Here is a 21477-nt window from a genome sequence, read left to right on the forward strand (position 1 = left end):
GGTGCACCCGTGCCCTCGCCCTACGGCCCTCGTGCGGTGCCCGGACGGCTGGTTGGCTGTCGTGGGACGGGGGCGAGGCGGGGACCTCGCCCCCGTTCCGGTGAACCGGTATCCGTACGCACGGGCCGGGGACAGGGGGACCACGATGAGCAGCAGGCGACGGGGACGCCGGGACGGTGGGGCCTGGACCACACATCATCGGCCGCCGTCCCGGGGGCGAACCCCGCCTCCCATGGCCAACTCGGCCCACACGCACTTGCCCCACCCCTTGAGGTCGGTCCCCCACCGGGAGGCCAGGGCGTCCACCAACTCCAGTCCCCGACCCCGGACTTCGGTGCCGGTCGGATGCCGGAGGCGGGGCAGCGCACGGGAGGTGTCCGCCACACCGACGCGCACCCGGCCCTCACCGGTCCGCGTGACCGTCACGCGGATCCGGCGGCACCGGGTGTGGCGCACGGCGTTGGCCACCAGTTCGCTGACGACCAGGGCGCCGTCCTCGGCCAACCGCTCCAGCCCCCACCGGGCCAGCGCCCCGCGCACCAGCCGCCGCGCCGCACCGGCGCTCTCCGCCGCACGGGGCAACGTCCCGGAGACACGGGACTCTTGCGCCCAGCGGCGGAAGGTGGGACTCACCGCCGCGCCCGGCCGGGAGGTCGGGCCGCTCATCGGTGACCCTCCACCTTGTGCCGGACGAGCAGCACGTTCATGTCCGTCGCCGCGCTGTAGTCGCGCTCCTCGTACGCACGGGACCGCCGCGCGGCGTGCTCCGCGCACACCGCGCATCCGGGGACGGGTTCCGGCCAGCGCGGCGGGGGTGTCGGGGTCTGGATGAGCATGGGCCGGGCCGTCCGTTCCTCGCGGGTCGAGCAGGGGTGAAGTGCCCTCTACGATCCACAACGCGGAGTAGCTTGACCATCTACACACCGTGGTCAATTGGGTATCCACTACGGCCCCTTGAGGAGTTGCCCATGTCCAGCTGCCAACCCCCGACCAGGCGCCCCGCCGGGCTCACGGCATCGGCCATGCTGGCGGCCAGACTGAAGGAGGAGCGGGAAAGCCGGGGCTGGTCGCTGACGGAGCTGGCCGAGAAGGTGCGCTACGACCGCGCCGACCTGCACAAGATGGAGCAGGGGCAGCGGCTCGGCTCCGAGTACGTCATCGGCCGCCTGGAAGAGCTGTACGGCACGGGCGACACCCTGCGCACGCTACGGACCCTGGCGAAGGCGGAAGCCCTTCGCGACAAATACCAGTCCTACATGGATCTTGAGGCGAGCGCCTCGTGCCTACACGAGTACGCGGGTGGAACCGTGCCCGGACTCCTCCAGACCGAGGCGTACGCGCGCGAGCAGATCAGGAGCAACCCAGCGAACCGCAGCGCAGCCGCCATTGAGGAACTGGTGGCGGAACGTATCAAGCGCCAAGTGCGGCTGACAGCCGACGACGCCATGTTCTACCGCGCGCTGCTGGATGAGGCGATCTTCATTCGACGCATGTCCGAGCCAGCGGCTTGGGTGGCCCAGTTGGACCATCTGCTTGCCCTCGCGCAACAGCCCAACATCACCTTGCAAATGACTCCGATCGCGGCCGGAGTGCACGACTTCGTCGGGGCCAACGTGTTCCTGATGTGGCATCCCGGAGGCGACCACACGGCCTACGTGGAGAGCAGCAAGGGCGGCAGCGTGGTGGAGGATTCCGAGGATGTAGCAGACCTCCGCCTGTCCTACGATGGCATCCGCGACCTGTCGCTCTCGCCCCGGGAGACCAGGAAGTTTTTGCAGCACTTGAGGGAGGAAGCGGCACATGGCATTGGATCGAGCGAGCCTGACAGACCTCATCTGGCGGAAGTCGTCCTACAGCGAGGGAGGCGCGGGGAACTGCGTGGAGGTCGCTGACGGCCTGGACCACACCATCCCCGTCCGCGACAGCAAACGCCCCGACGGCGACATCCTCCACTTCCCCCACGCCGCCTGGAACCACTTCATCGCCCACCAAGCACGCGACCACAACTGACCTCACCCAAGGGGCAGCACATGGCACGCACCGAAGCGAACCCGACAGACCCCACCTGGCGGAAGTCGTCCTACAGCGACGGGGGCGCGGGGAACTGCGTGGAGGTCGCTGACGGCCTGAACGACACCATCCCCGTCCGCGACAGCAAACGCCCCGACGGCGACATCCTCCACTTCCCCCACGCCGCCTGGGCCAGCTTCCTCACCCACCAGACGGCGGCATAGCCGCACCGACGCAGGCCCCCGCATCCCCGCCGGGGCCTGCTCGATGTGCGGGCCCCAACCGGCCTCAACCCCGGGCAGCCCGCAGCCCCTTGGGCACGAGCACCCGCTGGAGCAGCGCCAGCAGCCCGTCCGCCGCGAGGGCGAGCGCGGCTACCCACAGGGCGGCGGCGATGACGCCCTTCAGGCCGTACCTGGCCTGGCCCAGAACGATGTCGCCGAGGCCGCCGCCGCCGGCCACCGTGGCGAGGGTCGCGCTGGAGATGACGTAGACCACCGCGATCCGGATGCCGGTGAACAGCAGCGGGAGCGCCAGCGGCAGTTCCACCTTGAACAGGACCTGGGCAGGGGTGAGGCCCATGCCGCGTGCGGAGCGGACCATGTCGGGGTCCACCTGATCGACGGCCAGGTACGCCTGGCTGAGGATCGGCGGGATCGCCGTGATGAGCAGGGCGATGGCGATGTTGGTGAAGGTCAGGCCGAAGATGCCGAGGCCGATCGCGATGACGCGAGGTTCGGCAGGGCCCGGCCGATGTTGGAGATGCTCGTGGTCAGGAACTCGCCCTTGTGCAGGTGGCCGAGCCACAGTCCGAGCGGGACGGCGACGAGGAGCGAGTCCGCGATGACGACCGCGCACATCCACAGGTGCTGGCCGGTCTTGTCCAGGAGCAGGGAGAGCTGGTCTCCCATGAAGGTGAAGGACTTGAGGAAGGTGGACATGGTTTACGCGGCCCTCCTCGTGCGCGCCCACGGGGTGAGCAGCCGCCCGGCCAGGACGAGTACGCCGTCGGCCACCAGCGCCAGCGCCACGGCCAGCGCGCCGGCGCCGATGAACTGGGTGTTGAAGGGGGACTGGAGCGCCTTGAGGATCAGCGAGCCGAGGCCCTCGTCCACGACGTAGGCGGCGATGGCGACGACGCCGATGGTCATGACCGTCGCCACCCGCAGCCCGGCGATCAACGAGGGTACGGCGAGCCGCAGTTCGACCTTGAAGAGGATCTGGAGCCGGGTCAGCCCCATGCCGCGCGCCGCGCGCACCGCGTCCTGGGGGACCTCGCGCAGGCCGGTGAGGATGGTGGTGAACAGCAGGTAGAGGCTGTAGAGGACGAGGGCGGTCTCCACGGTGAGGACGGAGAAGCCGGTGACGGGGACCAGCAGTTGGAAGAGCGCCAGCGGCGGCACCGTGTAGAGGAAGGACGTCACGGCGGACAGCGGCGCGGACAGCCAGTTCTGGAAGTGGCACAGGATCGCGGCGCCGACGGCGAGGACGAAGCCGAGGACGACGGCGATCAGGGTCAGTTCGAGGTGCTGGAGCAGCGCGGGCCACTCGTTTGCGTGGTGCATCGTCAGCCCTTGGACGGGCGGCGGGCCCGCCACACCAGGTAGAGGGCGCTGGCACCCGCCGCGACGCGGAGCAGCACCGGGAAGACGTCGCCCATCGCCTCGCGCAGCGCGTCGCCGCCCTGGGCGATGGGCTCGCCCCAGCGGCCGTCGGTGCGGCCCCACAGCCAGACGCCGGTCGCCACGGCGACGACGGCGGGCATGCCGACGGCCGCCCACTTCGCCTCGATACGGCTGAGCTTGGGCGACCACCAGGCCGCCAGCCAGCCCAGGGCCAGCGGGACGAAGGAGCCGGTGACGACGCCGACGGCGAGCAGCCCGGCGGCGGCCAGTTCCACGAAACCGCCGCTGCGCGCGACACGTTCGTCCTTGGCGCCACGTCCGCCGCCCAGCGCCCGCCGCAGCAGCGCCCCCGCCCCCGCGCCGGCGGCTCCGGCCGCCGGTTCGGGAACGGCCTCCGCGGCGGGGGCGCCCGGTGCGCCGGGTACGCCCGGCGCCAAGGGGGCCGTGGGCGCCGTGGACAGTTCCCGCTCGCGCGCCAGCTCTTCCTCGGTGGGCGGCGGCTTCAGAACTTCCGGCAGTTCGATGCCGCCGATGAAGCCCGGCACGGGCTCTCCCGCCGCCACCCCGCCGCCGCCACCGGGCCCGCTGCCGTAGGGGCTCGGGTCCACCCGCCACCAGTCCGGGTCGGTCTCGCCCACCGGCCCCAGCTCATCCAGGCTCGCCAGGTGGGGGGAGGAGGCGCCGAAGGCCGCGCTCGGCCCGGCGGGCCGGGAGGGCGCCGGCAGCGGTGGCGGACCGGCGGCCTCGCCGGAACCCTCGCCCTTGTCGGCCGCGCCCCGGCCGCCCTTGCTCAGCCTCGGGATGCGCCGCTGGGGCGGTACGGACGGGGAGGGCGCGGCCGGGGACGGCGCGGCCATTCGCGGCACAGCGCCGCCGTTCGCCGCCGCGACCACGTCCTCCGGACGTCCCAGCCCGTCCAGGATCTTGCGTACGGCGGCCTTGCTCTCGGCCCCGCCCTCGACGGCCCGCGCCTTGTCGATCTCGCCGCGCAGCCCGCCCACGAGCTTCGCCCGCTCGGCAGCGGTCATGCGCGTGCTGTGGGCCAGATCTCCGATCCGGCTCAGATAGTCGAATACGAGCTGATCGCTTTCGATCCCCACCAAGTCCCCAACGGCTGCTCCTCGTCGACGACCCGCCGGCCGCCGCCACGCCTCCGCAACGACGGTACCGCGCACACCCCCCAGTTGTGGATCTGCGCGCAGGACGGAGGAGCCGGGCCGCTCTCCGCCCCGGCTCCGCTGCCATCCCGAAAATTCGTCACCGGTTCAACCGGTGACGTTTTACGCACCCCGCCGGACGCCGGACGCCGACCCTGCCCGCCCCGCCCCCGCCCCGTGGACCTTCCATATCGGCGCACACCGCTCACTGTCCGTCATCCTCGCAGGCCGTCATCCTCACTGGCCGTCGTCGTCCCCGCGCCGCCGCAGCCGACGCCCCGGCACCCGCCCTCCCGCTACCGTGGGGAAGATGAGCAGCGAGCGAAAGCGTGGCCCTGACGGGCGTCCGGACGGCCGGGGTCCGGGCGCCGGCCCGCGTACGCTCGCCGAAGATCTGCGCGGCCGGGACGACGCCGCGCTCGCCGCGCTGCTGCGTGTGCGGCCCGACCTGCTCTCGCCCGTCCCCGGCGACCTCACCCAGCTCGCCACCCGCGCGGGCACCCGCGCCTCCGTCGTGCGGGCGCTGGAGCGGCTGGACCAGTTCACGCTCCAGACCGCGGAGGCCCTGGCCGTCGTCCCCACGCAAGGCGCCGTGGCCAGGGAAGCGCTCGGCGCGCTCCTGCCCGGCGCGGAGGCCGCCTCCCGGCTGCCGCACGCCCTCGCCGAACTGCGGGCGCGCGCCCTCGTGTGGGGGGACGAGGAGCATCCCCGTCTGGTGCGTACCGCGCGCGAGCTGCTCACCTCGCCCTCCCCCACCGGCCTGGGGCCCCCGCTCGCCGAGGCGGCGGGCAGCGCGAAGCTGTCGCCCGCACGCCTCCAGGAAACGCTCGCCGCCGCCGGGCTGCCGGGCAGCCACGACCCGGTCAGCGCGCTGGCGGCGCTCGTGGCGCTGTTCGACGACCCCGAGCGCATGGCCGCCCTCCTCGCACAGGCACCCGAGGGCGCGGTGGCCGTGCTCCGGAAGCTGGAGTGGGGCCCGCCCTACGGCGCCGCGGACCTCAACGCGCCCTCACCGCCCGTCGCCTGGCTCCTGGAGCGTGCGCTGCTCGTCCCGGCCGGCCCGGACGCGTCGGGCGGACCAGGAGGCACAGGCAGCGTGGTACTGCCCCGCGAGGTGGCGCTGCACCTGCGCGGCGGCCGGGCCCACCGCGAAGTGGAGCCGGTGGCACCGCACGTGACGGCGGCCCGCGCCCACGACCCGGCGACGGTGGACGCGACGGCCGCCGGGCAGGCGATGACCGCGCTCTCGACCGTCGAGGAGCTGCTGGGGTACTGGGAGACGGAACCGCCCCCGGTGCTGCGCGCCGGCGGCCTGGGCGTACGCGACCTCAAGCGCACCGCCGCCGCCCTCGACCTCCCCGAGCCCGCCACCGTCTTCTGGGTGGAACTCGCCTACGCGGCGGGCCTGTTGGCCTCGGACGGCGAAGCGGACGAGGTGTACGCGCCGACCCCCGCCTACGACGACTGGCTGCGCGCCGCCCCGGCTGAGCGCTGGGCGGCGCTGGCGACGGCCTGGATGTCGGCCACCCGCGTGGCGGGACTGGTCGGCGAGCGCGACGCGAAGGGGCGCTCCCTGTCCGCGCTGGGCCCCGGGCTCGACCGCGGCGCGGCGCCCGAGGTGCGGCGCCGCGCGCTGGCCCTGCTCGCGACGCTGGAGACGGGCTCGGCCCCCGACCGGGCCTCCGTACTCGAACGGCTGCGCTGGGAGCGGCCGTTGCAGGGCGCCAGAGAGTCCCGCGAGCCCCCGCCCGAACGCGCCCCGACCCCCACCCCGGCCCCCGCCCCGGCCGCCACCTCGGGCCCCACCTCGGCCCCGGCCCCGGTCCCGGTCCCGGTCCCCGGCGGACTCCGAGGCCGCCTCGCCCGCCTGGCGCTGGACGAGGCCGAAGCCCTCGGTGTCACCGGCAGGGGCGCCCTCGCCTCCTACGCGCGCCCCCTCCTGGAGGACGCCACCCGCGAGGCCGCCAAAGCACTGGCCCCGCACCTGCCCCGACCGGTCACCGAGGTGCTGCTGCAAGCCGACCTCACCGCCGTCGCACCGGGCCCCCTGGAGCGCGAACTGGCCACCTCGCTCTCGGTGCTGGCCGACGTCGAGTCCAAGGGCGGCGCCACGGTCTACCGCTTCACCCCCGCCTCGGTCCGCCGCGCGCTCGACACCGGGCGCACCGCCGCCGAACTGCACGCCTTCCTCACCGCGCACTCCCGCACCCCGGTACCGCAGCCGCTCTCCTACCTGATCGACGATGTCGCACGCAGGCACGGGCAGTTGCGGGTGGGCGCCGCCTCCTCGTACGTACGCTGCGACGACGACTCGCTGCTCGCCGAAATCCTCGCCGACCGCCGCTCGGCCCCACTGCGCCTGCGGCTGCTGGCCCCGACCGTGCTGGCCTCGCCCGCGCCGCCGGACCAACTGCTGGCCCGGCTGCGCGAGATGGGGCACGCGCCGGCCGCCGAGTCCGCCGACGGCGACGTGCTGCTCGCCCGCCCCGACGCGCGCCGCACCCCGCCGCGCACCCCGCCGGACCCGGTGCCCGAGGGGCCGCCGCAGCCGGACGGTTCGCTGCTGGCCGCCGCCGTACGCGCCATCCGCGCCGGAGACCGCGCCGCCACCCTCCCCCACAAGCCCAAGGCCCCCACGGCCCCGGCCCCCGAGGGCGGCCTGCCCCGCACGGTGATGGCCGAGACCCTCGCCACCATGCAGTCCGCGACCCTCACCGGCAGTCACCTGTGGATCGGCTACGTCAACGCCGACGGCGCCGCCTCGCAGCGCGTCATCGCCCCCGTCAAGGTCGAGGGCGGCTTCGTCACCGCCTACGACCACACCGCCGACGAGGTCCGCACCTACCCCCTCCACCGCATCACGGGCGTGGCCGAGGTGACGGAGAGCTGAGCCGTCGCGGAGAGCCGAGCCGTCACGGAGAGCCGGGTGGGTGCACCGCACCCACGCCCCGACGCGGGGGACCGATCTAGCGTGGCGGCATGGAAAGCGGGAACGAACTCGGCGACTACCTGCGGGCCCGCCGCGCGAGCATCACACCGCGTGACGTCGGGCTGCGCGACGACGGGGAGCGACGGGTACCCGGGCTGCGGCGCGACGAGGTGGCGCTGCTGGCCGGGGTGAGCACGGACTACTACATCCGCCTGGAGCAGGGCCGGGAGCGGCATCCGTCCGAGCAGGTGCTCCGGGCGATCGCCGGGGCGCTGGGGCTGGACGGCGCGGAGATCGACGAACTCACCGCAGCCGCTTGACCGCAAACGACATGGGGTGTCTGACCAGCAACCGGCCAGGCACCCGTCGGCCTCCGCGCCGGGAAGCCACCGCTCCCCGCTTCCCCTCCCCTCCCCGCTTCCCCTCCCCTCACTGCTTCCCCCTCCCCTCACTGAAGAAGGCACCTCACCTCATGCTGCTCCCCTCCGAAGAGGCAGGCCGAGGACGGCCCGTCGTCCTGCTGCACGCCCGGCCCACCGACCGCACCATGTGGAACGCGCACCTCCCGCTGCTGGCCGACGGGGGCGTACGGGCCATCGCCCTGGATCTGCCCGGTCACGGTGACGCGCTCGTCCCCGAGGGCCGCGAGGCGGCCCCCTGGTCGGACGTGCTCGACACCCTCGACCACCTGGGGGCCGACCGCTTCGTCCTGGCCGGGAACTCCCTCGGCGCCCTGGTGGCGCTCCAGGCCGCCGTCACCGCGCCCGAGCGGGTCGAGGGCCTGGTGCTGGTCGGATACCGGCCCCACGACCAGCCCGCCTCCCCCCGTCTGCGAGCCGCCTGGGACGCCGAACGGGCCGCGCTGGCCGCCGGTGACCTGGACGCGGCGGTGACCGCCGGTGTCGAGGCGTGGACGTCGCCCGGCGCGACCGGCGAGGTACGCGCCCACGCGGCCCGCATGCTCCGCCGACAGCTGACCGGCCGGCTCGCCCACGGCGAGCCGCCCCAGGCGGCGGACCCGCTGGGCGACGGAGCGGCGGCGCTGCGCGCGCTGCGGGCTCCCGCCCTGGTCGGCGTCGGGGAACATGACATGCCCGACTTCTTCGAGGGCGGCGAGGGACTGGCCCGCCACCTCGGCGCGGGCGCGCTCGGCGCGGGCGCGCTCACGATCCTCCCCGACGCGGGGCACCTGGCGCCGCTGGAACAGCCCGCCGGGTTCTGCGCTCTGCTGCTGGACTTCGTTCGCGGTCTCCCGCTCCCGCAGCGGTAACGTTGAATCGACCGCACCACCCCGCGCGCCGATCCCGCGCCCACGCACCACCCCCCGACCCCGCGCCGACGCATCCCCTCCCGGCCGCGCGCTGCGCACACCGCCCCGCCTCGCACAGAGAATCGCGGGCTGCACACCGGCCCCGGGGAAACGTAGACTCGGTCGTTTCGCGCGATAGGCGAACATGGATGGCGGGGCGCATGTCCGGCCGCTGACCGATACGCCTCTCCGGCGCCCGGCGCCGGGCGCCCGACGTCGGGCGCGGGGCCTGCCGGCCGGGGCCCGTGCGGCTTCGGCCCGTGCGGCTTCGGCTTGTGCGGCTTCGGCTTGTGCGGCTCGGGGAGCCGATCGCTCCGGATCCTGAAAGTGGAGGTATGTGTGTCCTGTTTGATCGTCCAGAGCGACAAGACGCTGCTGCTGGAAGTCGATCACGAGCTGGCCGAGGCGTGCCGTCGGGCCATCGCGCCGTTCGCCGAGCTGGAGCGCGCTCCCGAGCACATTCACACCTATCGGGTGACCCCGCTGGGGCTGTGGAACGCGCGGGCCGCCGGGCACGACGCCGAGCAGGTCGTGGACGCGCTGGTCGAGTACGCGCGCTATCCCGTCCCGCACGCGCTGCTGGTGGACATCGCCGAGACGATGGCCCGCTACGGGCGGCTCACGCTCGCCAAGCACCCCACGCACGGGCTCGTCCTGTCCACGACGGACCGCCCGGTGCTGGAGGAGATCCTGCGCTCGAAGAAGGTCCAGCCGCTGGTCGGGGCGCGGATCGACGAGGACACGGTGGCCGTGCACCCCTCCGAGCGCGGGCAGATCAAGCAGGTGCTGCTCAAGCTGGGCTGGCCCGCCGAGGACCTGGCCGGGTACGTGGACGGCGAGGCGCACCCCATCGCGCTGGACGAGAGCGGCTGGGCGCTGCGGCCGTACCAGAAGCAGGCCGTCGAGGGCTTCTGGCACGGCGGCTCCGGCGTGGTCGTCCTGCCCTGCGGGGCCGGAAAGACGCTGGTCGGAGCCGGTGCGATGGCCGAGGCCAAGGCGACAACGCTGATCTTGGTCACCAACACCGTCTCGGCCCGCCAGTGGAAGTCCGAACTGGTCAAGCGCACCTCGCTCACCGAGGAGGAGATCGGCGAGTACAGCGGCACGAAGAAGGAGATCCGCCCCGTCACCGTCGCCACCTACCAGGTGCTGACGACAAAGCGGAAGGGCATCTACCCCCACCTGGAGCTGTTCGACTCCCGCGACTGGGGGCTGGTGATCTACGACGAGGTGCATCTGCTGCCCGCGCCGGTCTTCAAGTTCACCGCGGACCTCCAGGCCCGCCGCCGCCTCGGCCTGACGGCGACCCTCGTACGGGAGGACGGGCGCGAGTCCGACGTCTTCTCCCTCATCGGCCCCAAGCGCTTCGACGCGCCCTGGAAGGAGATCGAGACCCAGGGCTACATCGCGCCCGCCGACTGCGTCGAGGTACGCGTCAGCCTGACCGACTCCGAACGGCTGGCCTACGCGACGGCCGAACCGGAGGAGAAGTACCGCTTCTGCGCGACCACCGACAGCAAGCGGAAGGTCACCGAGGCGCTGGTGCGCCGGCACGCGGGCCAGCAGACACTGGTCATCGGGCAGTACATCGACCAGCTCGACGAACTCGGCGAGCACATCGGCGCCCCCGTCATCAAGGGCGACACCAGCAACGCCCAGCGCGAGAAGCTCTTCGAGTCCTTCCGCCAGGGCGAGATCAACTGCCTGGTCGTCTCCAAGGTCGCCAACTTCTCCATCGACCTGCCCGAGGCGACGGTCGCCATACAGGTCTCCGGCACGTTCGGCTCCCGCCAGGAGGAGGCCCAGCGGCTCGGCCGCGTCCTGCGGCCGAAGGCGGACGGCCACGAAGCACGCTTCTACTCCGTCGTGGCCCGCGACACCATCGACCAGGACTTCGCAGCCCACCGCCAGCGCTTCCTGGCCGAACAGGGCTACGCGTACCGGATCGTGGACTCGACGGAGCTGCTGGCGGGGGACGACACGTAGCCCTCCGGGGGCCGGGTTCTGCGGGACGCGTTCGTGAGTGCGGATGCGTTCGCGGGTGCGGGTGCTTCATGGCTGGGCGCGCCGTTCCCCGCGCCCCTTCGGGACGCTACGCGTTGCCCGGTGCCGTGGAGTGGCCGCTCTTGATGGCGACCCTGCCGTCCGGAGTGATCGCCGCCGTCTCGCCCGTGCGCAGCCAGCCCCCGTCGTGCACCGGAGCGTCCCCTTCCACGTAGGAGGCGGTGACCCACGGGCCGCGCAGCAGCAGCTCGCCCTCGGACTCGCCGTCCCAGGGCAGCAGGGCCAGGTCGGGGCCGGTGACGCCGTACTCGACGGACGCCGGGAAGCGGTAGTGGTCGGCCCCGCCCGCCGCCCCGTTCGCCGCGCGGGCCACGCACACGGGCGACAGCGTGCCCGGCGCGCCCCAGGCCGCCGCCGTGCTGAAGCCGTGCCGCCGCCCCAGCTCCCGTACCAGGAAGGGGCCGCCCGGCTCCTCCCCCGGACCGCCGACGACGACGGCCTCCCGCAGCGAGGACAGATCGCGCGGGAGCGCCTCCAGTTCCTCCCGCAGGCCGTCCCACGCCGCCAGATCGGCGACGACCAGCGTGGGCCGCTCGGTCTCGGCCATCTCCGCCAGCGGCGCCGGCTGGTCGTAGGCGCCGGGCAGCAGCAGCGAGGTCCCCCCGGCGAAGGCCGCGTAGGGCAGGCCCCAGGCGAGCATGCGCGACATCGGCACGACGGGGAGCACCAGGTCGTGCTCGCCGATGCCGTACGCCTGGGGTGTCTGGGCCTGGAGGGCGTGCAGATACAGCGCGCGGTGGCTGTAGGCGACGCCTCGGGTACGCACGCCGGGGGAGGGGACGCTCACGTCGCCGCCCGGGGTGCGTACCTCGCGGCCTGCGAGGCGCCCGTCGCCGCCTGCGAGGCGCCCGTCGCCGCCTGCGGTGCGTACGTCGCCGCCTGCGGTGCGTACGTCGCGGCCTGCGGTGCGTACGTCGGTGGTGGCGGCGGAGGTCTCGGTCGTGTGGCACAGGACGGCGGCGTCGCGCTCGTCGATCTCGGGCCAGTCGTAGTGCCGGGGGCGGTCGGCGATCAACTTCTCGTAGTCGTGCACCTCGGCGCCGCAGGCCGTACCGCCGACGACGGCGCCGGAGCCGTTGCCGCCACCCGCCACCACCACGTGCCGTACGTGTCTGAGACGCGGCAGTACCGAGGCGAGCGGGGCCAGCCCGGTGGCGTCGGTGAGCAGCACCTTCGCACCGCCGCTCGTGGCGGCGGCCACCAGTTCGTCGGCGGGCAGCCAGGGGTCGAGGGGGTGGAGGACGGCGCCCATGGCGGGCACGGCGAGGTATGCCTCAAGGTGGTCGGCGGTGTTGGCCATCAGCGTGGCGACGGTGTCGCCCGGGCTCACCCCGAACTCCGCGTCGAGCGCGCCGGCGAGCTGGACGGCGCGGACGCCCGAGGCGAGGAAGGTGCGCCGGTCCGGCTCAGCGCCGCCCGTCGTGCCCGTCCAAGTGGTCACCTGGGACGTGCTGTGCGCCAGCGCCCCGTGCGCCAGCAGTCGGGTCACGGTCAGCGGGATGTCCTGCATCGTGCTTCGCACACCGGCCTCCTCGGGCCTCTACACACTCGTGTTCGCGGGGGTCCGCCCGGCGGCCCGCGGGGCCTGCCGCGGGCCTGTCGCGGGGGCGGTCCATGGGGGACCCCTCCCCCATGGAGCCCGTGACGGATCCTGCGGGGGAGCCCTCGACCCCCTCGGAGCCCCTGGAGCCCTCGGAGTTCCTTGAGGTCACGGACTCCGTGGGCCCCCTCGAACCCATACAACCCGTCGAGCCCACCGAGCCCACCGAACCCACGGACCCCATGGGCCCGATGGGGTCCGTGAGCCCCGTGGAGTGATCCACGGGGTGGTCTCCGTCTCCGCCGATTCTTGCCGGGGGAACACGTGGTGCAGGCGGAACCGTTCCGCGCGCGGCGGCCAGCAACGGCGGCACCACGGCCAGCAGTGCCAGCGTGAGCAGCGGATACGGCGCGGCGAGCGGCTGCTGCCACCAGGGCAGACGCAGATCGAGATCGCCCTTCCTGGGGATCACCCACATCGTGCGTGCGGCGAACACGACGACGGCCACCGCGCTCACCCAGCGGAGCGCCTGACGCGCATGGTCCTGACGCGCATGGTCCTGACGCGCGCGGTCCTGACGCGCATGGTGGGATGCCTGACGCGCATGGTGCGGGACCCAGCGCTCCGACGTCCGCCACGCCGGCGTTCGCTCTGCCCGCACGGCGAGGCCGATCAACAGCGGGACGCACCACACCCAGTGGTGGGACCAGCTGATGGGCGAGACGAGCAGCGAGACCAACGCGGTCACCTGCACGCCCCAGAAGTCCACCCCCCGGAAGCCGGGGGCTGTCGCATGCCCGGCCGCCCTATGTACGGCCGCCCCATGTACGGCCATGTCATGTACGGCCATGTCATGTACGTACGCTCGGCGGGCCAGCCACATACCGCCGACGGCCAGCACCGCGGCGGGCACCAGCCACAGCGGGCCCGGGGCGGGGTCGTGCGCGAGGCGGGCGGCCAGACCCTGGAGGGACTGGTTGTCCACGATCCACGCCTTGCCGACCCGCCCCGTCTCGAACATCCGTCGGGTCCAGAACTCCACGCCGGCCCCCGGCAGCGCCAGCACCCCCACCGTCACGCTCGCCGCGAAGCCGCCGACCGCCGTGAGCCCGGCGCGGAACCGTCCGGTCAGCAGCAGGTACACGACGAAGAGCGCCGGCGTGAGTTTGATGCCCGCGGCCACCCCGAGTACGAAGCCCTTGCCGCGCGCTCCCTCGGGCCGGCTCAGATCCCACAGGACGAGGCAGGCCATGGCGAGGTTGACCTGCCCGAACGCGAGGGTCTGGAAGACCGGTTCGAGCCACAGGGCACCGGCGGACACCGTCAGCACGAGCGGCAGCCGCGCGGCGGCGAGCGCCGTCCCGGGGACCGCCGCCGCCCGCAGCGACAGCCGTACCAGCACCGCCACGAGCGCGATGTTGCCGAGCGCGAACCCGGCCTTGGCGACCGACAGCGGCACCAGCGCCACCGGTACGAACAACAGCGCGGCGAACGGCGGGTATGTGGCCGGGAGCCGCCACTCGGTGACCGTGAAGCCGTACAGATCGGTGCCGTTCCACACCGCGCTGCCCTCCGCGCGGTAGACCAGCACATCCGACATCGGGAAGCGCAGCGCGACGGCGAGCGCCACGAAGCCCGCGGCGGAGAGCGCGAACAGGGCGAGCGCCTGCGGGGTGCGGGTGAGCGGCGCGGAGGCCGCCCAGGGTGACGTGCGGCTGGTGGGGGCGGTCACCCGTGCCGACTCCTCGTCCCCGGGAGCGCTCCCGGATCGCCGTTGGCTCCGTGCCCGACGACCCTAGACGACGGTGCGTGCGCCCACGCCAGGGGCCGGACCGGCGCGCGCCCTCACACCGCCGGCGGCGATGTGACCCTCACGCGGCGATGTGACCCTCACGCGGCGGTGTGGCCCCGCGTGGTGGCGGCCCTCACGCGGGGATGTGGCGGCCCGGCGAGGTGGCCTCGGTGCCGTTGCCGAGGACGACGACGCTGAACGCGGCGCCCCCGAAGGCACGTATGGCGCGGAACGCCCCGTGGCCGCTCCGGCGCAACCGGGTGCGGAGCGGGACGCCGCTGCACGCCCCATCGTGCGAGGTGGCGTTACGGGTGTGCGAGGCAGGGTTGCGGAGTCGGGAGACAGCGTCGCGGGGGCGGGCGGCAGCGTGACCGGTCTGGGGGGTGACGATGCGAGTGGCGCGGTCCGCGCCCAGCGCGGTGACGCCTGCGGGCCGCATCGGTGCGGAGTTCATGAATGCGGTGTCCATGCCCTCATGATCCGTATCCGCCGCTTCCCCGCGCATCGGCCGCAAGGTCGTGGTGCACGGGAGTTTTCTCCGCCTTCGGTCGGACGGCGGTACGCCTCCGGTCGCACGGCGCCCTCGGGTGGACTCAGGGGCGCTCCGGAGATCGGCCCGCGCGCCCCCACGGCCTCCGAGGCGCGCGGAAGCGTCCGCCAAGGGCTCGGTGAAGGGCCCGGGCGGGCTCGGCCGGGCCCCTCCGAAAAGCGCTCGACCACCGGAGAAGGCGGGGCTAGACTCGCCGACTTGCCCCCTCGCCGCCGGTTCACCGGCCCCGAGGCGCCCGCCGCACGGAAACCGGCCGGGCCGTCCGTGAGAACCGTATCCGTACGACGCACCGCGCCCCGTCGCGCCCCGCGCCCCGTCCTCGCAGGCCCCGCGTGTCCGCGTGCTCCATGTCCGCCACGCGCCCGCCGACCGGGGAGGAGGGGAGGAAAAGGCGCCCGCCGGGCTGTCGCGGCGCGTCCGCGTGCCATGCCGGAGGCAGCCTGGTGACCGTCCGATCCGCATCCGAACCCCCGCCGCCCGCGCGACCCCCGCATCCCCTACCCCCAGCGGATGAGAACGCGCGTACGGGCGACGGCGATCCGCTCGGCCGCGAGCGTGCCCATCTCGCCGCCTCCCGCGTCGCGCTGCGCGCCATGCGCGCCGACGCCGAGTCGCTCGACATCCGCGACGTCGCCGCGAACTGGGTCAACGCCGAGGCACTGGCCGCCGGCCTGGAGGCCCGTATCGCCTCGCTCGCCGATCTCGCCCACGCCCCCTTGTTCTTCGGCCGCCTCGACTATCTCCACGCGCTGGGCGACTCCCCGGCGAGGGAGCCGGATCCGGAACCGGCGCCGCGCCCGACAGCCGAAGCCGCAGCTGAAGCCGGGGCCGAAGCCGAAGCCGGGGCCGAAGCCGAAGCCGAAGCCGAAGCCGAAGCCGGGGCAGCGACGCAGACGGAGGCCGCTCACTCGTTCTACATCGGCAGACGGCACGTTCACGACACGGACGGTGACCCGATGGTCATCGACTGGCGCGCCCCCGTCTCCCAGCCCTTCTACCGCGCCTCCAAGAGCGACCCGCAGGACGTCGCGCTGCGCCGCAGATTCGGCTATACAGCCGGAGAGTTGACCGCCTACGAGGACGAACACCTCACCGTCCCTCCCCCGCGCTCCGGCCTGGACGTACCCCCGGAGGGGGAGGCCGAACGCCCCAGCGCGCTCCTCCAGGCGGAGATCGAGCGCCCCCGCGTCGGTCCCATGCGCGACATCGTCGCGACGATCCAGCCCGAGCAGGACGAGATCGTGCGCTCCGGCATCGAGGGCACCGTCTGCGTACAGGGCGCCCCCGGTACCGGAAAGACCGCCGTCGGCCTGCACCGCGTCGCCTACTTGCTGTACGCGCACCGCGAGCGGCTCACTCGTACGGGCATTCTTGTCATCGGCCCGAACGACTCCTTCCTCCGCTATATCGAACAGGTGCTGCCCGCGCTGGGCGAGTTCGAGGCGCGGCAGACGACAGTGGAGGGCCTGGTCGCGCGGCCCGACGTACCGGTGCGCGGCACCGACACCGCCGAGGCGGCCCGCGTCAAGGGGGAAGCGCGGATGGCGCGGGTACTGCACCGCGCGGTGCGCTCGGGCGTGCGAACGGCCCGGCCGTCAGCGCCGGAGGAGCCGCTGGTGGTGGTGCGCGGCTCGCGGCGCTGGCGCGTACCGGCGTACGAGATCGAGGAGATGATCCGCGAACTGCTGGCGCGCGACATGCGCTACGGCGCGGCCCGCGACGCCCTGCCCCAGCGGATCGCGCACGCGGTGCTGACCCGCATGGAGCGGGCGGGGGAGTCGCCCGACGACCGGGTGCAGGACGCGGTGGCGCGCAGCGCGCCGGTGAAAGCGCTGGTCAAGGAGGTGTGGCCGACGGTGGACCCCGCCAGACTGGTGCTGCGCCTGCTGTCGGAGCCGGACTTTTTGGCCGAGCACGCGGAGGGCGTTCTCTCCGCCGAGGAGCAGAAGCACCTGCTGTGGGCCAGGCCGCCGAGGAGCGTGAAGAGCGCCAAGTGGTCGGCCGCAGACGCGGTGCTGGTGGACGAGGCCGCCGACCTGATCCAGCGCACGCACTCCCTGGGCCATGTCGTCCTGGACGAGGCGCAGGACCTGTCCGCGATGCAGTACCGCGCCGTGGGCCGCCGCTGCACCACCGGCTCCGCAACGGTCCTGGGCGACCTCGCCCAGGGCACCACCCCCTGGGCGACCGAGAGTTGGGCGGACGCCCTGGGCCACCTCGGCAAACCCGGGGCGGTCGTCGAGGAGCTGACGGAGGGCTTCCGCGTGCCGCGCGACGTGATCGCCTACGCCTCACGGCTGCTGGACGCGATCGCGCCGACGCTGACCCCGGCCACCTCGATCCGGGAGTCGCCGGGCGACTTCACGATCGACCGGATCTCCTCGCTGGAGGGGCCGACGGGACCGGCGGGCTCAGAAGGGCCGGCGGGCTCAGAAGGGCCGACGGGCTCAGAAGGGCCGACGGGCTCAGAAGGGCCGGCGGACTCGGAGGGGCCGGCCACTTCGGACGAGTTGGACGGGGCGGAGGGGCTGGAGCGGCTGGACGGAGCGGTGGTCGCCGCGTGCCAGGAGGCTCTGCGCAAGGAAGGGTCCGTCGGCCTGATCGCGGCCGAGCCCCGGATTCCCGCGCTGGCCGCCGCTCTCGACCGCGCGCAGCTCGCCGCGCTCGCACCCGGCGAGGAGACGAGCCCCGAGGCCCGGCTCACGCTGGTGCCCGCCACGCTGGCCAAGGGGCTGGAGTACGACTACGTCGTCCTGGACGAGCCGTCGGCGATCGTCGCCGCCGAGCCGGACGAGCGGACCGGTTTGCGCAGGCTGTACGTCTGCCTCACCCGCGCGGTCTCGGGCCTCGCCGTGCTGCACGCGGCGCCGCTTCCGGAGGCGCTGACGCGCTCTTCCTCGTAACCCCGTAACGTAGCCTTTTGTCCCTTCGCGCCCGAGGAGTTGCGCCGTGCACCATCTCTCATACGGAGACGTCAAGACCGCTGCCGAGCGTATCGACGGGCAGGTGCGGCCCGTCACTCTCGCGCGCGGCACGGCCGGTTCCGATTCCGGCTTCGGTTCCAGCTCCGGCTTCGGCTCCGGTTCCGGTTCGGGCCGGGAGCGCTACGAACTGTGGTTCGCCCTGGAGTTCCTCCAGCACACCGGCAGCTTCAAGGCGCGCGGCGCCCGGAACTTCCTGCTCGCCCACCGCGAGCAGGGCACCCTCCCGGCGGCGGGCGTCACCATCGCCTCCGGCGGCAACGCGGGGGTCGCCTGCGCCTGGGCCGCCCACGAACAGGGCGTTCCCGCCACGGTGTTCCTGCCGGAGAACGCCCCCCGCGTCAAGGTGGAACGACTGCGCTCGTACGGCGCCGAGGTGCGGCTGGTCGGCACGGAGTACGCGGAGGCGGCTGCGGCGTGCGAGGAGTTCGCGGCGACGGCGGGCGCGCTGACCTCGCACGCCTACGACAACCCCCTCATCGCGGCCGGCGCCGGAACCCTCGTCGAGGAGATCCGCGCCCAGATCCCGCTGCTGGACACCCTCGTCGTCTCCGTGGGCGGCGGTGGCCTGTTCGCGGGCGTCGCGGCGGCGGCGCAGCACCACGGCATACGAGTCGTCGCCGTCGAGCCGGAGCGCTGCCGGGCACTGAACGCGGCGATCGAAGCGGGCCGGGTGGTGGACGTGCCCGTCGATTCGGTGGCCGCCGACTCGCTGGGCGCCCGCCACGCCACCCCCATGGCACTGGCCGCGGCGGGACACCGCAACATGCGGTCCGTCCTGGTACCGGACTCCGCGGTGATCACCGCGCGGCGTGAGCTGTGGGAGTCCTACCGGCTGGCCGTGGAACACGCCGCGGCCACGGCGCTCGCCGGAGTTGTCGGAGACGGCGCACCGTACGTGCCCGCCTCGGGGGAACGGGTCGCGGTAGTGCTCTGCGGGGCCAACACAAATCTGAGTGACCTGTAGACCTGTAGACCTGCAGAGAGGGCTTGGCTTCACCGAGGCAGCGCGCGCGGGGGAGCGCGGGTGGGGGCGAGCGCGGGTGTAGGCAGTGGCCGGGCGCCGTACCGCCGCCGTCGCGCGGCGAGGCGGGTCCGTGAGCCGACCGCACGTCTGAGGTGGTTACGGGGGAGCTAACTGCTGTCGCGTGGTGGCCAGGGCTTGGTCTTCTCGCTCCGCTCATGGCTGGCCGGTGGCCGCTGGGCGGCGGCACTTCGCGTCGATGCGTCCTCGGTCGGGTCGGGTCGGGTCGGGACGGGGTCCGGGGGGCCGGGCAGACCGAGCTTCGGTGGCCTTCTGGTGGCGGGTGCGCTGTCCGCTCGCTGCCCCCGCCTTCGCCATTTCGCTCTCGGCCGGCCCATGTGACGCGTCCGTTCCTGGGAGGGCTGACGTTCCTCCCCTCGAAGTGGTCAAGCCGACCGCCTGTCCTCGGCAATCCCCCTGCCCTAGGCGCGTAGGTAGGCGAGGACCGCGAGGACTCTCCGGTGACCCTCTCCGTCGATGTGCAGGTCGAGCTTCTGGAGAATGGAGCTGACGTGCTTGTTCACCGCTGCCTCGGAGACGTACAGCTGGCGGGCGATGGCGACGTTGCCCCGGCCCTCGGCCATCAGTGCCAGCACCTCTCGCTCCCTCGGTGTCAGCGAGCGCAGCGGATCGTGGCGACGGCGCAGCAGCAGTTGTACGACCTCCGGATCCATGACGGTGCCGCCGCCCGCTACTTCGGCGACCGAGTCGATGAAGTCCGCGACATCGCTGACCCGGTCCTTGAGCAGATAGCCGATCCCGGTGCCGACCGGCCCGCCGAGGTCGAGGATGTGGGTGGCGTACGACTGCTCGATGTACTGACTCAGCATCAACACCGGAATTCCTGGCCGACGTTGGCGCAGAGTGAGGGCGGCGCGCAGTCCGTCGTCGCTGTGCCGGGGCGGCATGCGGATGTCGCTGATGACGATGTCGGGGTCGCCCGCGAGTGCCACTTCCACCAGCGAGTCGGCATCACCGACGGCTGCGGTGACGCGGTGCCCGAAGCGGGTGAGCAGTTCGACGATCCCTTCCCGCAGCAGCGAGGAATCCTCGGCGAGCACGATATCCAGCGGTTGCGTCACGGATGGCGCACGCAGTGGTTTGTTCATCGACACGGCAGCTCCACGTGCAGCATCGTAGGGCCACCGAGTGGGCTCGACAGACGTAAAGTGCCACCCGTCGCCGCCACTCGGTCGGCCAGTCCCGTCAGTCCGCTCCCCCGCTCGGGGTCCGCGCCGCCCGCTCCGTCGTCGGTGACCGACAGGGATACGGCGTCGGCGCGCAATCGACCGTGTATGCGGACCGACGAGGCGCCGCTGTGTTTGGTGACGTTGGCGAGTGCCTCCGCGATGGCGAAGTACGCGGTGGTCTCGGTGGCGGTCGGAAGCCGGTGGGGCAGCGTTATATCGACAGTCGCCGGCACCGGGGCGCGGCTGGTGAGGTTGTCCACGGCCGCGGCGAGCCCGTGATCGGTCAGCGCCTTGGGGTGCAGGCCCCGCGACAGCTCCCGCAACTCGTCCACGGCCACCGCGAGTTCGGCTTGCGCCTCGGCGATTCTGCGCTCCGTCTGCCCCTCGCGGGGTGTGTCGAGGCGAGCGACGCCGAGCATGACATTCACGGAGACGAGCCGCTGTTGGGCTCCATCGTGCAGGTCGCGTTCGATACGGCGGCGCTCCGAGTCGAAGGCGTCCAGCAGGCGGGTACGGGAGGCGTGCACTTCCCGTAGTTCCGCGTCTCTTGGCATCAGCAGCATCCGGGTCAGGGTGGCGCGCGCTCCCGCCCACGCGGTGAGCGGGTAGGGGGCCGTCGCCAGCAGAATCAGGCCGAGGGGCGTCAGCGGCCAGTAGTCCGGGTCGCCGAGCGGCAGTGTCCCCACCACGACCGGGACGCCGAGCGCGAAGGCGAGCACCAGGGCGTCGATCCACCACAGAGCGCTCAGCGATACCAGCGTGAAGCCCAGCTCCCGCCAGGTCGCCGGCTCGCTCAGCCGGTGCCGCAGCCATGCGCGCGGACCGGATCGCGCCGGCGGGCGGTGCGGGTCGCTTATCGGGTCCGGATCCACCAGCCGCAGCCGTCGGCGCTCGACGCGGCACACCGCACCTCCTGCCAGCACGGCAGCGAGCAGAAACAACGCGCCCACGACGCACACGAGCGAGAGCAACCCCACCGGCACGACGACCACATACCCCGCCAGCACCACCGCTCCGAAGGCGGCGCCGGACACCAGATACGCCAGCGAACGCCATGGCCACGGGGAGGCGACGAAGCGTAGCGGGTGCTGGGCGAGCGCCTGCCAGGCGCTGCGCACACCCGGGGGCGGGGTGCCGCCCGGAACAGGAGGTGCCGCATCGCCCGGCAGACCGGACGCGGCACCACCCGGCAGACCGGACGGGGTGCCGTCCGGGACACCGGACGCGGCGGCGAGCTGATGGGGCCGAGAGCGAGACATGCGACGACCGTATGCGGGCGGCGGTGATCCGGTCGGTAGTGTGCGCA

18 protein-coding genes and 2 pseudogenes are annotated in these 21477 nt (G+C 73.3%); 9 read left to right on the forward strand and 11 right to left on the reverse strand.

The window, feature by feature from the left end; translation table 11 throughout:
- Positions 1-195 precede the first annotated feature (195 nt).
- Positions 196-666 (reverse strand): ATP-binding protein, encoded by a 471-nt coding sequence (locus ABD339_RS20000; RefSeq protein WP_344567761.1) that lies wholly within the window; start codon positions 664-666, stop codon positions 196-198.
- Complete coding sequence (locus tag ABD339_RS20005) at positions 663-836, reverse strand: hypothetical protein (protein ID WP_344567762.1); 174 nt, start codon at positions 834-836, stop codon at positions 663-665. The genes ABD339_RS20000 and ABD339_RS20005 overlap by 4 nt, the downstream gene beginning before the upstream one ends.
- A gap of 132 nt (positions 837-968) precedes the next feature.
- Between ABD339_RS20005 and ABD339_RS20010 the strand changes: the two genes are divergently transcribed.
- Genes ABD339_RS20010 through ABD339_RS20020 form a run of 3 tightly spaced genes read left to right on the forward strand, consistent with a single transcriptional unit; the run spans position 969 to position 2234 of the window.
- On the forward strand, positions 969-1892 hold the full coding sequence (locus ABD339_RS20010; RefSeq protein ID WP_344567763.1) for a helix-turn-helix domain-containing protein: 924 nt from the start codon (positions 969-971) through the stop codon (positions 1890-1892).
- Positions 1879-2010 carry a DUF397 domain-containing protein gene (locus ABD339_RS20015; RefSeq protein ID WP_344567764.1) on the forward strand — a complete coding sequence of 44 codons (132 nt, stop codon included), beginning with the start codon at positions 1879-1881 and terminating at the stop codon, positions 2008-2010. The genes ABD339_RS20010 and ABD339_RS20015 overlap by 14 nt, the downstream gene beginning before the upstream one ends.
- 20 nt (positions 2011-2030) lie before the next feature.
- The gene (locus ABD339_RS20020; RefSeq protein WP_344567765.1) at positions 2031-2234 is read left to right on the forward strand and encodes a DUF397 domain-containing protein; all 204 of its coding nucleotides are present in this window, start codon (positions 2031-2033) and stop codon (positions 2232-2234) included.
- A gap of 64 nt (positions 2235-2298) precedes the next feature.
- Here the strand turns inward: ABD339_RS20020 and ABD339_RS20025 are convergent, their stop codons facing one another.
- The 4 genes from ABD339_RS20025 to ABD339_RS20040 are packed head-to-tail and all read right to left on the reverse strand — an operon-like array spanning position 2299 to position 4735.
- Entirely contained in the window at positions 2299-2817 is a 519-nt protein-coding gene (locus ABD339_RS20025) for an ABC transporter permease (RefSeq protein WP_344567766.1), read from the reverse strand.
- Positions 2706-2951: a hypothetical protein gene (locus ABD339_RS20030; protein WP_344567767.1), complete on the reverse strand. Its 246-nt coding sequence runs from the start codon at positions 2949-2951 to the stop codon at positions 2706-2708. Before ABD339_RS20030 ends, ABD339_RS20025 begins: the two co-directional genes overlap by 112 nt.
- 3 nt (positions 2952-2954) lie before the next feature.
- Positions 2955-3575, reverse strand: a complete 621-nt coding sequence (locus tag ABD339_RS20035; protein ID WP_344567768.1) for an ABC transporter permease — start codon at positions 3573-3575, stop codon at positions 2955-2957.
- A gap of 2 nt (positions 3576-3577) precedes the next feature.
- Positions 3578-4735: a hypothetical protein gene (locus ABD339_RS20040; protein ID WP_344567930.1), complete on the reverse strand. Its 1158-nt coding sequence runs from the start codon at positions 4733-4735 to the stop codon at positions 3578-3580.
- Positions 4736-5102: 367 nt separating this feature from the next.
- On the opposite strand from ABD339_RS20040, the gene ABD339_RS20045 reads away from it, so the two are divergent.
- The 4 genes and pseudogenes from ABD339_RS20045 to ABD339_RS20060 all read left to right on the forward strand — a co-directional run bounded on the left by ABD339_RS20045 (position 5103) and on the right by ABD339_RS20060 (position 11016).
- On the forward strand, positions 5103-7682 hold the full coding sequence (locus tag ABD339_RS20045; protein ID WP_344567769.1) for a helicase-associated domain-containing protein: 2580 nt from the start codon (positions 5103-5105) through the stop codon (positions 7680-7682).
- Positions 7683-7771: 89 nt separating this feature from the next.
- Positions 7772-8014 (forward strand): annotated as a pseudogene (locus ABD339_RS20050) (helix-turn-helix domain-containing protein); the annotation flags it as partial.
- 179 nt (positions 8015-8193) lie between these two features.
- Positions 8194-8991, forward strand: coding sequence for an alpha/beta fold hydrolase (locus ABD339_RS20055; RefSeq protein ID WP_344567771.1), 798 nt, complete (start codon positions 8194-8196; stop codon positions 8989-8991).
- A gap of 378 nt (positions 8992-9369) precedes the next feature.
- Complete coding sequence (locus tag ABD339_RS20060) at positions 9370-11016, forward strand: DNA repair helicase XPB (protein ID WP_344567772.1); 1647 nt, start codon at positions 9370-9372, stop codon at positions 11014-11016.
- Positions 11017-11122: 106 nt separating this feature from the next.
- Here the strand turns inward: ABD339_RS20060 and ABD339_RS20065 are convergent, their stop codons facing one another.
- The 3 genes and pseudogenes from ABD339_RS20065 to ABD339_RS20075 all read right to left on the reverse strand — a co-directional run bounded on the left by ABD339_RS20065 (position 11123) and on the right by ABD339_RS20075 (position 14895).
- Complete coding sequence (locus ABD339_RS20065) at positions 11123-12616, reverse strand: AMP-binding protein (protein ID WP_344567773.1); 1494 nt, start codon at positions 12614-12616, stop codon at positions 11123-11125.
- 394 nt (positions 12617-13010) lie between these two features.
- Positions 13011-14291, reverse strand: a pseudogene (locus ABD339_RS20070) (glycosyltransferase 87 family protein); the annotation flags it as partial.
- Positions 14292-14559: 268 nt separating this feature from the next.
- The gene (locus ABD339_RS20075; protein WP_344567774.1) at positions 14560-14895 is read right to left on the reverse strand and encodes a hypothetical protein; all 336 of its coding nucleotides are present in this window, start codon (positions 14893-14895) and stop codon (positions 14560-14562) included.
- 674 nt (positions 14896-15569) lie between these two features.
- On the opposite strand from ABD339_RS20075, the gene ABD339_RS20080 reads away from it, so the two are divergent.
- Positions 15570-17879 carry a HelD family protein gene (locus ABD339_RS20080; RefSeq protein ID WP_425576042.1) on the forward strand — a complete coding sequence of 770 codons (2310 nt, stop codon included), beginning with the start codon at positions 15570-15572 and terminating at the stop codon, positions 17877-17879.
- A 46-nt stretch (positions 17880-17925) separates the two neighbouring features.
- Complete coding sequence (locus tag ABD339_RS20085) at positions 17926-18924, forward strand: serine/threonine dehydratase (RefSeq protein WP_344567775.1); 999 nt, start codon at positions 17926-17928, stop codon at positions 18922-18924.
- Positions 18925-19403: 479 nt separating this feature from the next.
- Here the strand turns inward: ABD339_RS20085 and ABD339_RS20090 are convergent, their stop codons facing one another.
- Both ABD339_RS20090 and ABD339_RS20095 read right to left on the reverse strand, forming a co-directional pair.
- A complete protein-coding gene (locus ABD339_RS20090; RefSeq protein ID WP_344567776.1) occupies positions 19404-20090 on the reverse strand; it encodes a response regulator in 687 nt (228 codons plus the stop codon).
- Complete coding sequence (locus ABD339_RS20095; RefSeq protein WP_344567777.1) at positions 20087-21430, reverse strand: sensor histidine kinase; 1344 nt, start codon at positions 21428-21430, stop codon at positions 20087-20089. The genes ABD339_RS20090 and ABD339_RS20095 overlap by 4 nt, the downstream gene beginning before the upstream one ends.
- Positions 21431-21477: the final 47 nt, after the last annotated feature.

Source organism: Streptomyces axinellae, assembly GCF_039532135.1.
GTDB classification, from domain to species: Bacteria; Actinomycetota; Actinomycetes; order Streptomycetales; family Streptomycetaceae; genus Streptomyces; species Streptomyces axinellae.

Excerpts from the sequence above, each read along its gene's own strand:
- ABD339_RS20035 (WP_344567768.1), bottom strand. The coding sequence starts at position 3,575 with ATGCACCACGCAAACGAGTGGCCCGCGCTGCTCCAGCACCTCGAACTG.
- ABD339_RS20045 (WP_344567769.1), top strand. The coding sequence starts at position 5,103 with ATGAGCAGCGAGCGAAAGCGTGGCCCTGACGGGCGTCCGGACGGCCGG.
- ABD339_RS20020 (WP_344567765.1), top strand. The coding sequence starts at position 2,031 with ATGGCACGCACCGAAGCGAACCCGACAGACCCCACCTGGCGGAAGTCG.
- ABD339_RS20055 (WP_344567771.1), top strand. The coding sequence starts at position 8,194 with ATGCTGCTCCCCTCCGAAGAGGCAGGCCGAGGACGGCCCGTCGTCCTG.
- ABD339_RS20080 (WP_425576042.1), top strand. The coding sequence starts at position 15,570 with ATGCGCGCCGACGCCGAGTCGCTCGACATCCGCGACGTCGCCGCGAAC.
- ABD339_RS20005 (WP_344567762.1), bottom strand. The coding sequence starts at position 836 with ATGCTCATCCAGACCCCGACACCCCCGCCGCGCTGGCCGGAACCCGTC.
- ABD339_RS20090 (WP_344567776.1), bottom strand. The coding sequence starts at position 20,090 with ATGAACAAACCACTGCGTGCGCCATCCGTGACGCAACCGCTGGATATC.
- ABD339_RS20095 (WP_344567777.1), bottom strand. The coding sequence starts at position 21,430 with ATGTCTCGCTCTCGGCCCCATCAGCTCGCCGCCGCGTCCGGTGTCCCG.
- ABD339_RS20010 (WP_344567763.1), top strand. The coding sequence starts at position 969 with ATGTCCAGCTGCCAACCCCCGACCAGGCGCCCCGCCGGGCTCACGGCA.
- ABD339_RS20030 (WP_344567767.1), bottom strand. The coding sequence starts at position 2,951 with ATGTCCACCTTCCTCAAGTCCTTCACCTTCATGGGAGACCAGCTCTCC.
- ABD339_RS20000 (WP_344567761.1), bottom strand. The coding sequence starts at position 666 with ATGAGCGGCCCGACCTCCCGGCCGGGCGCGGCGGTGAGTCCCACCTTC.
- ABD339_RS20075 (WP_344567774.1), bottom strand. The coding sequence starts at position 14,895 with ATGGACACCGCATTCATGAACTCCGCACCGATGCGGCCCGCAGGCGTC.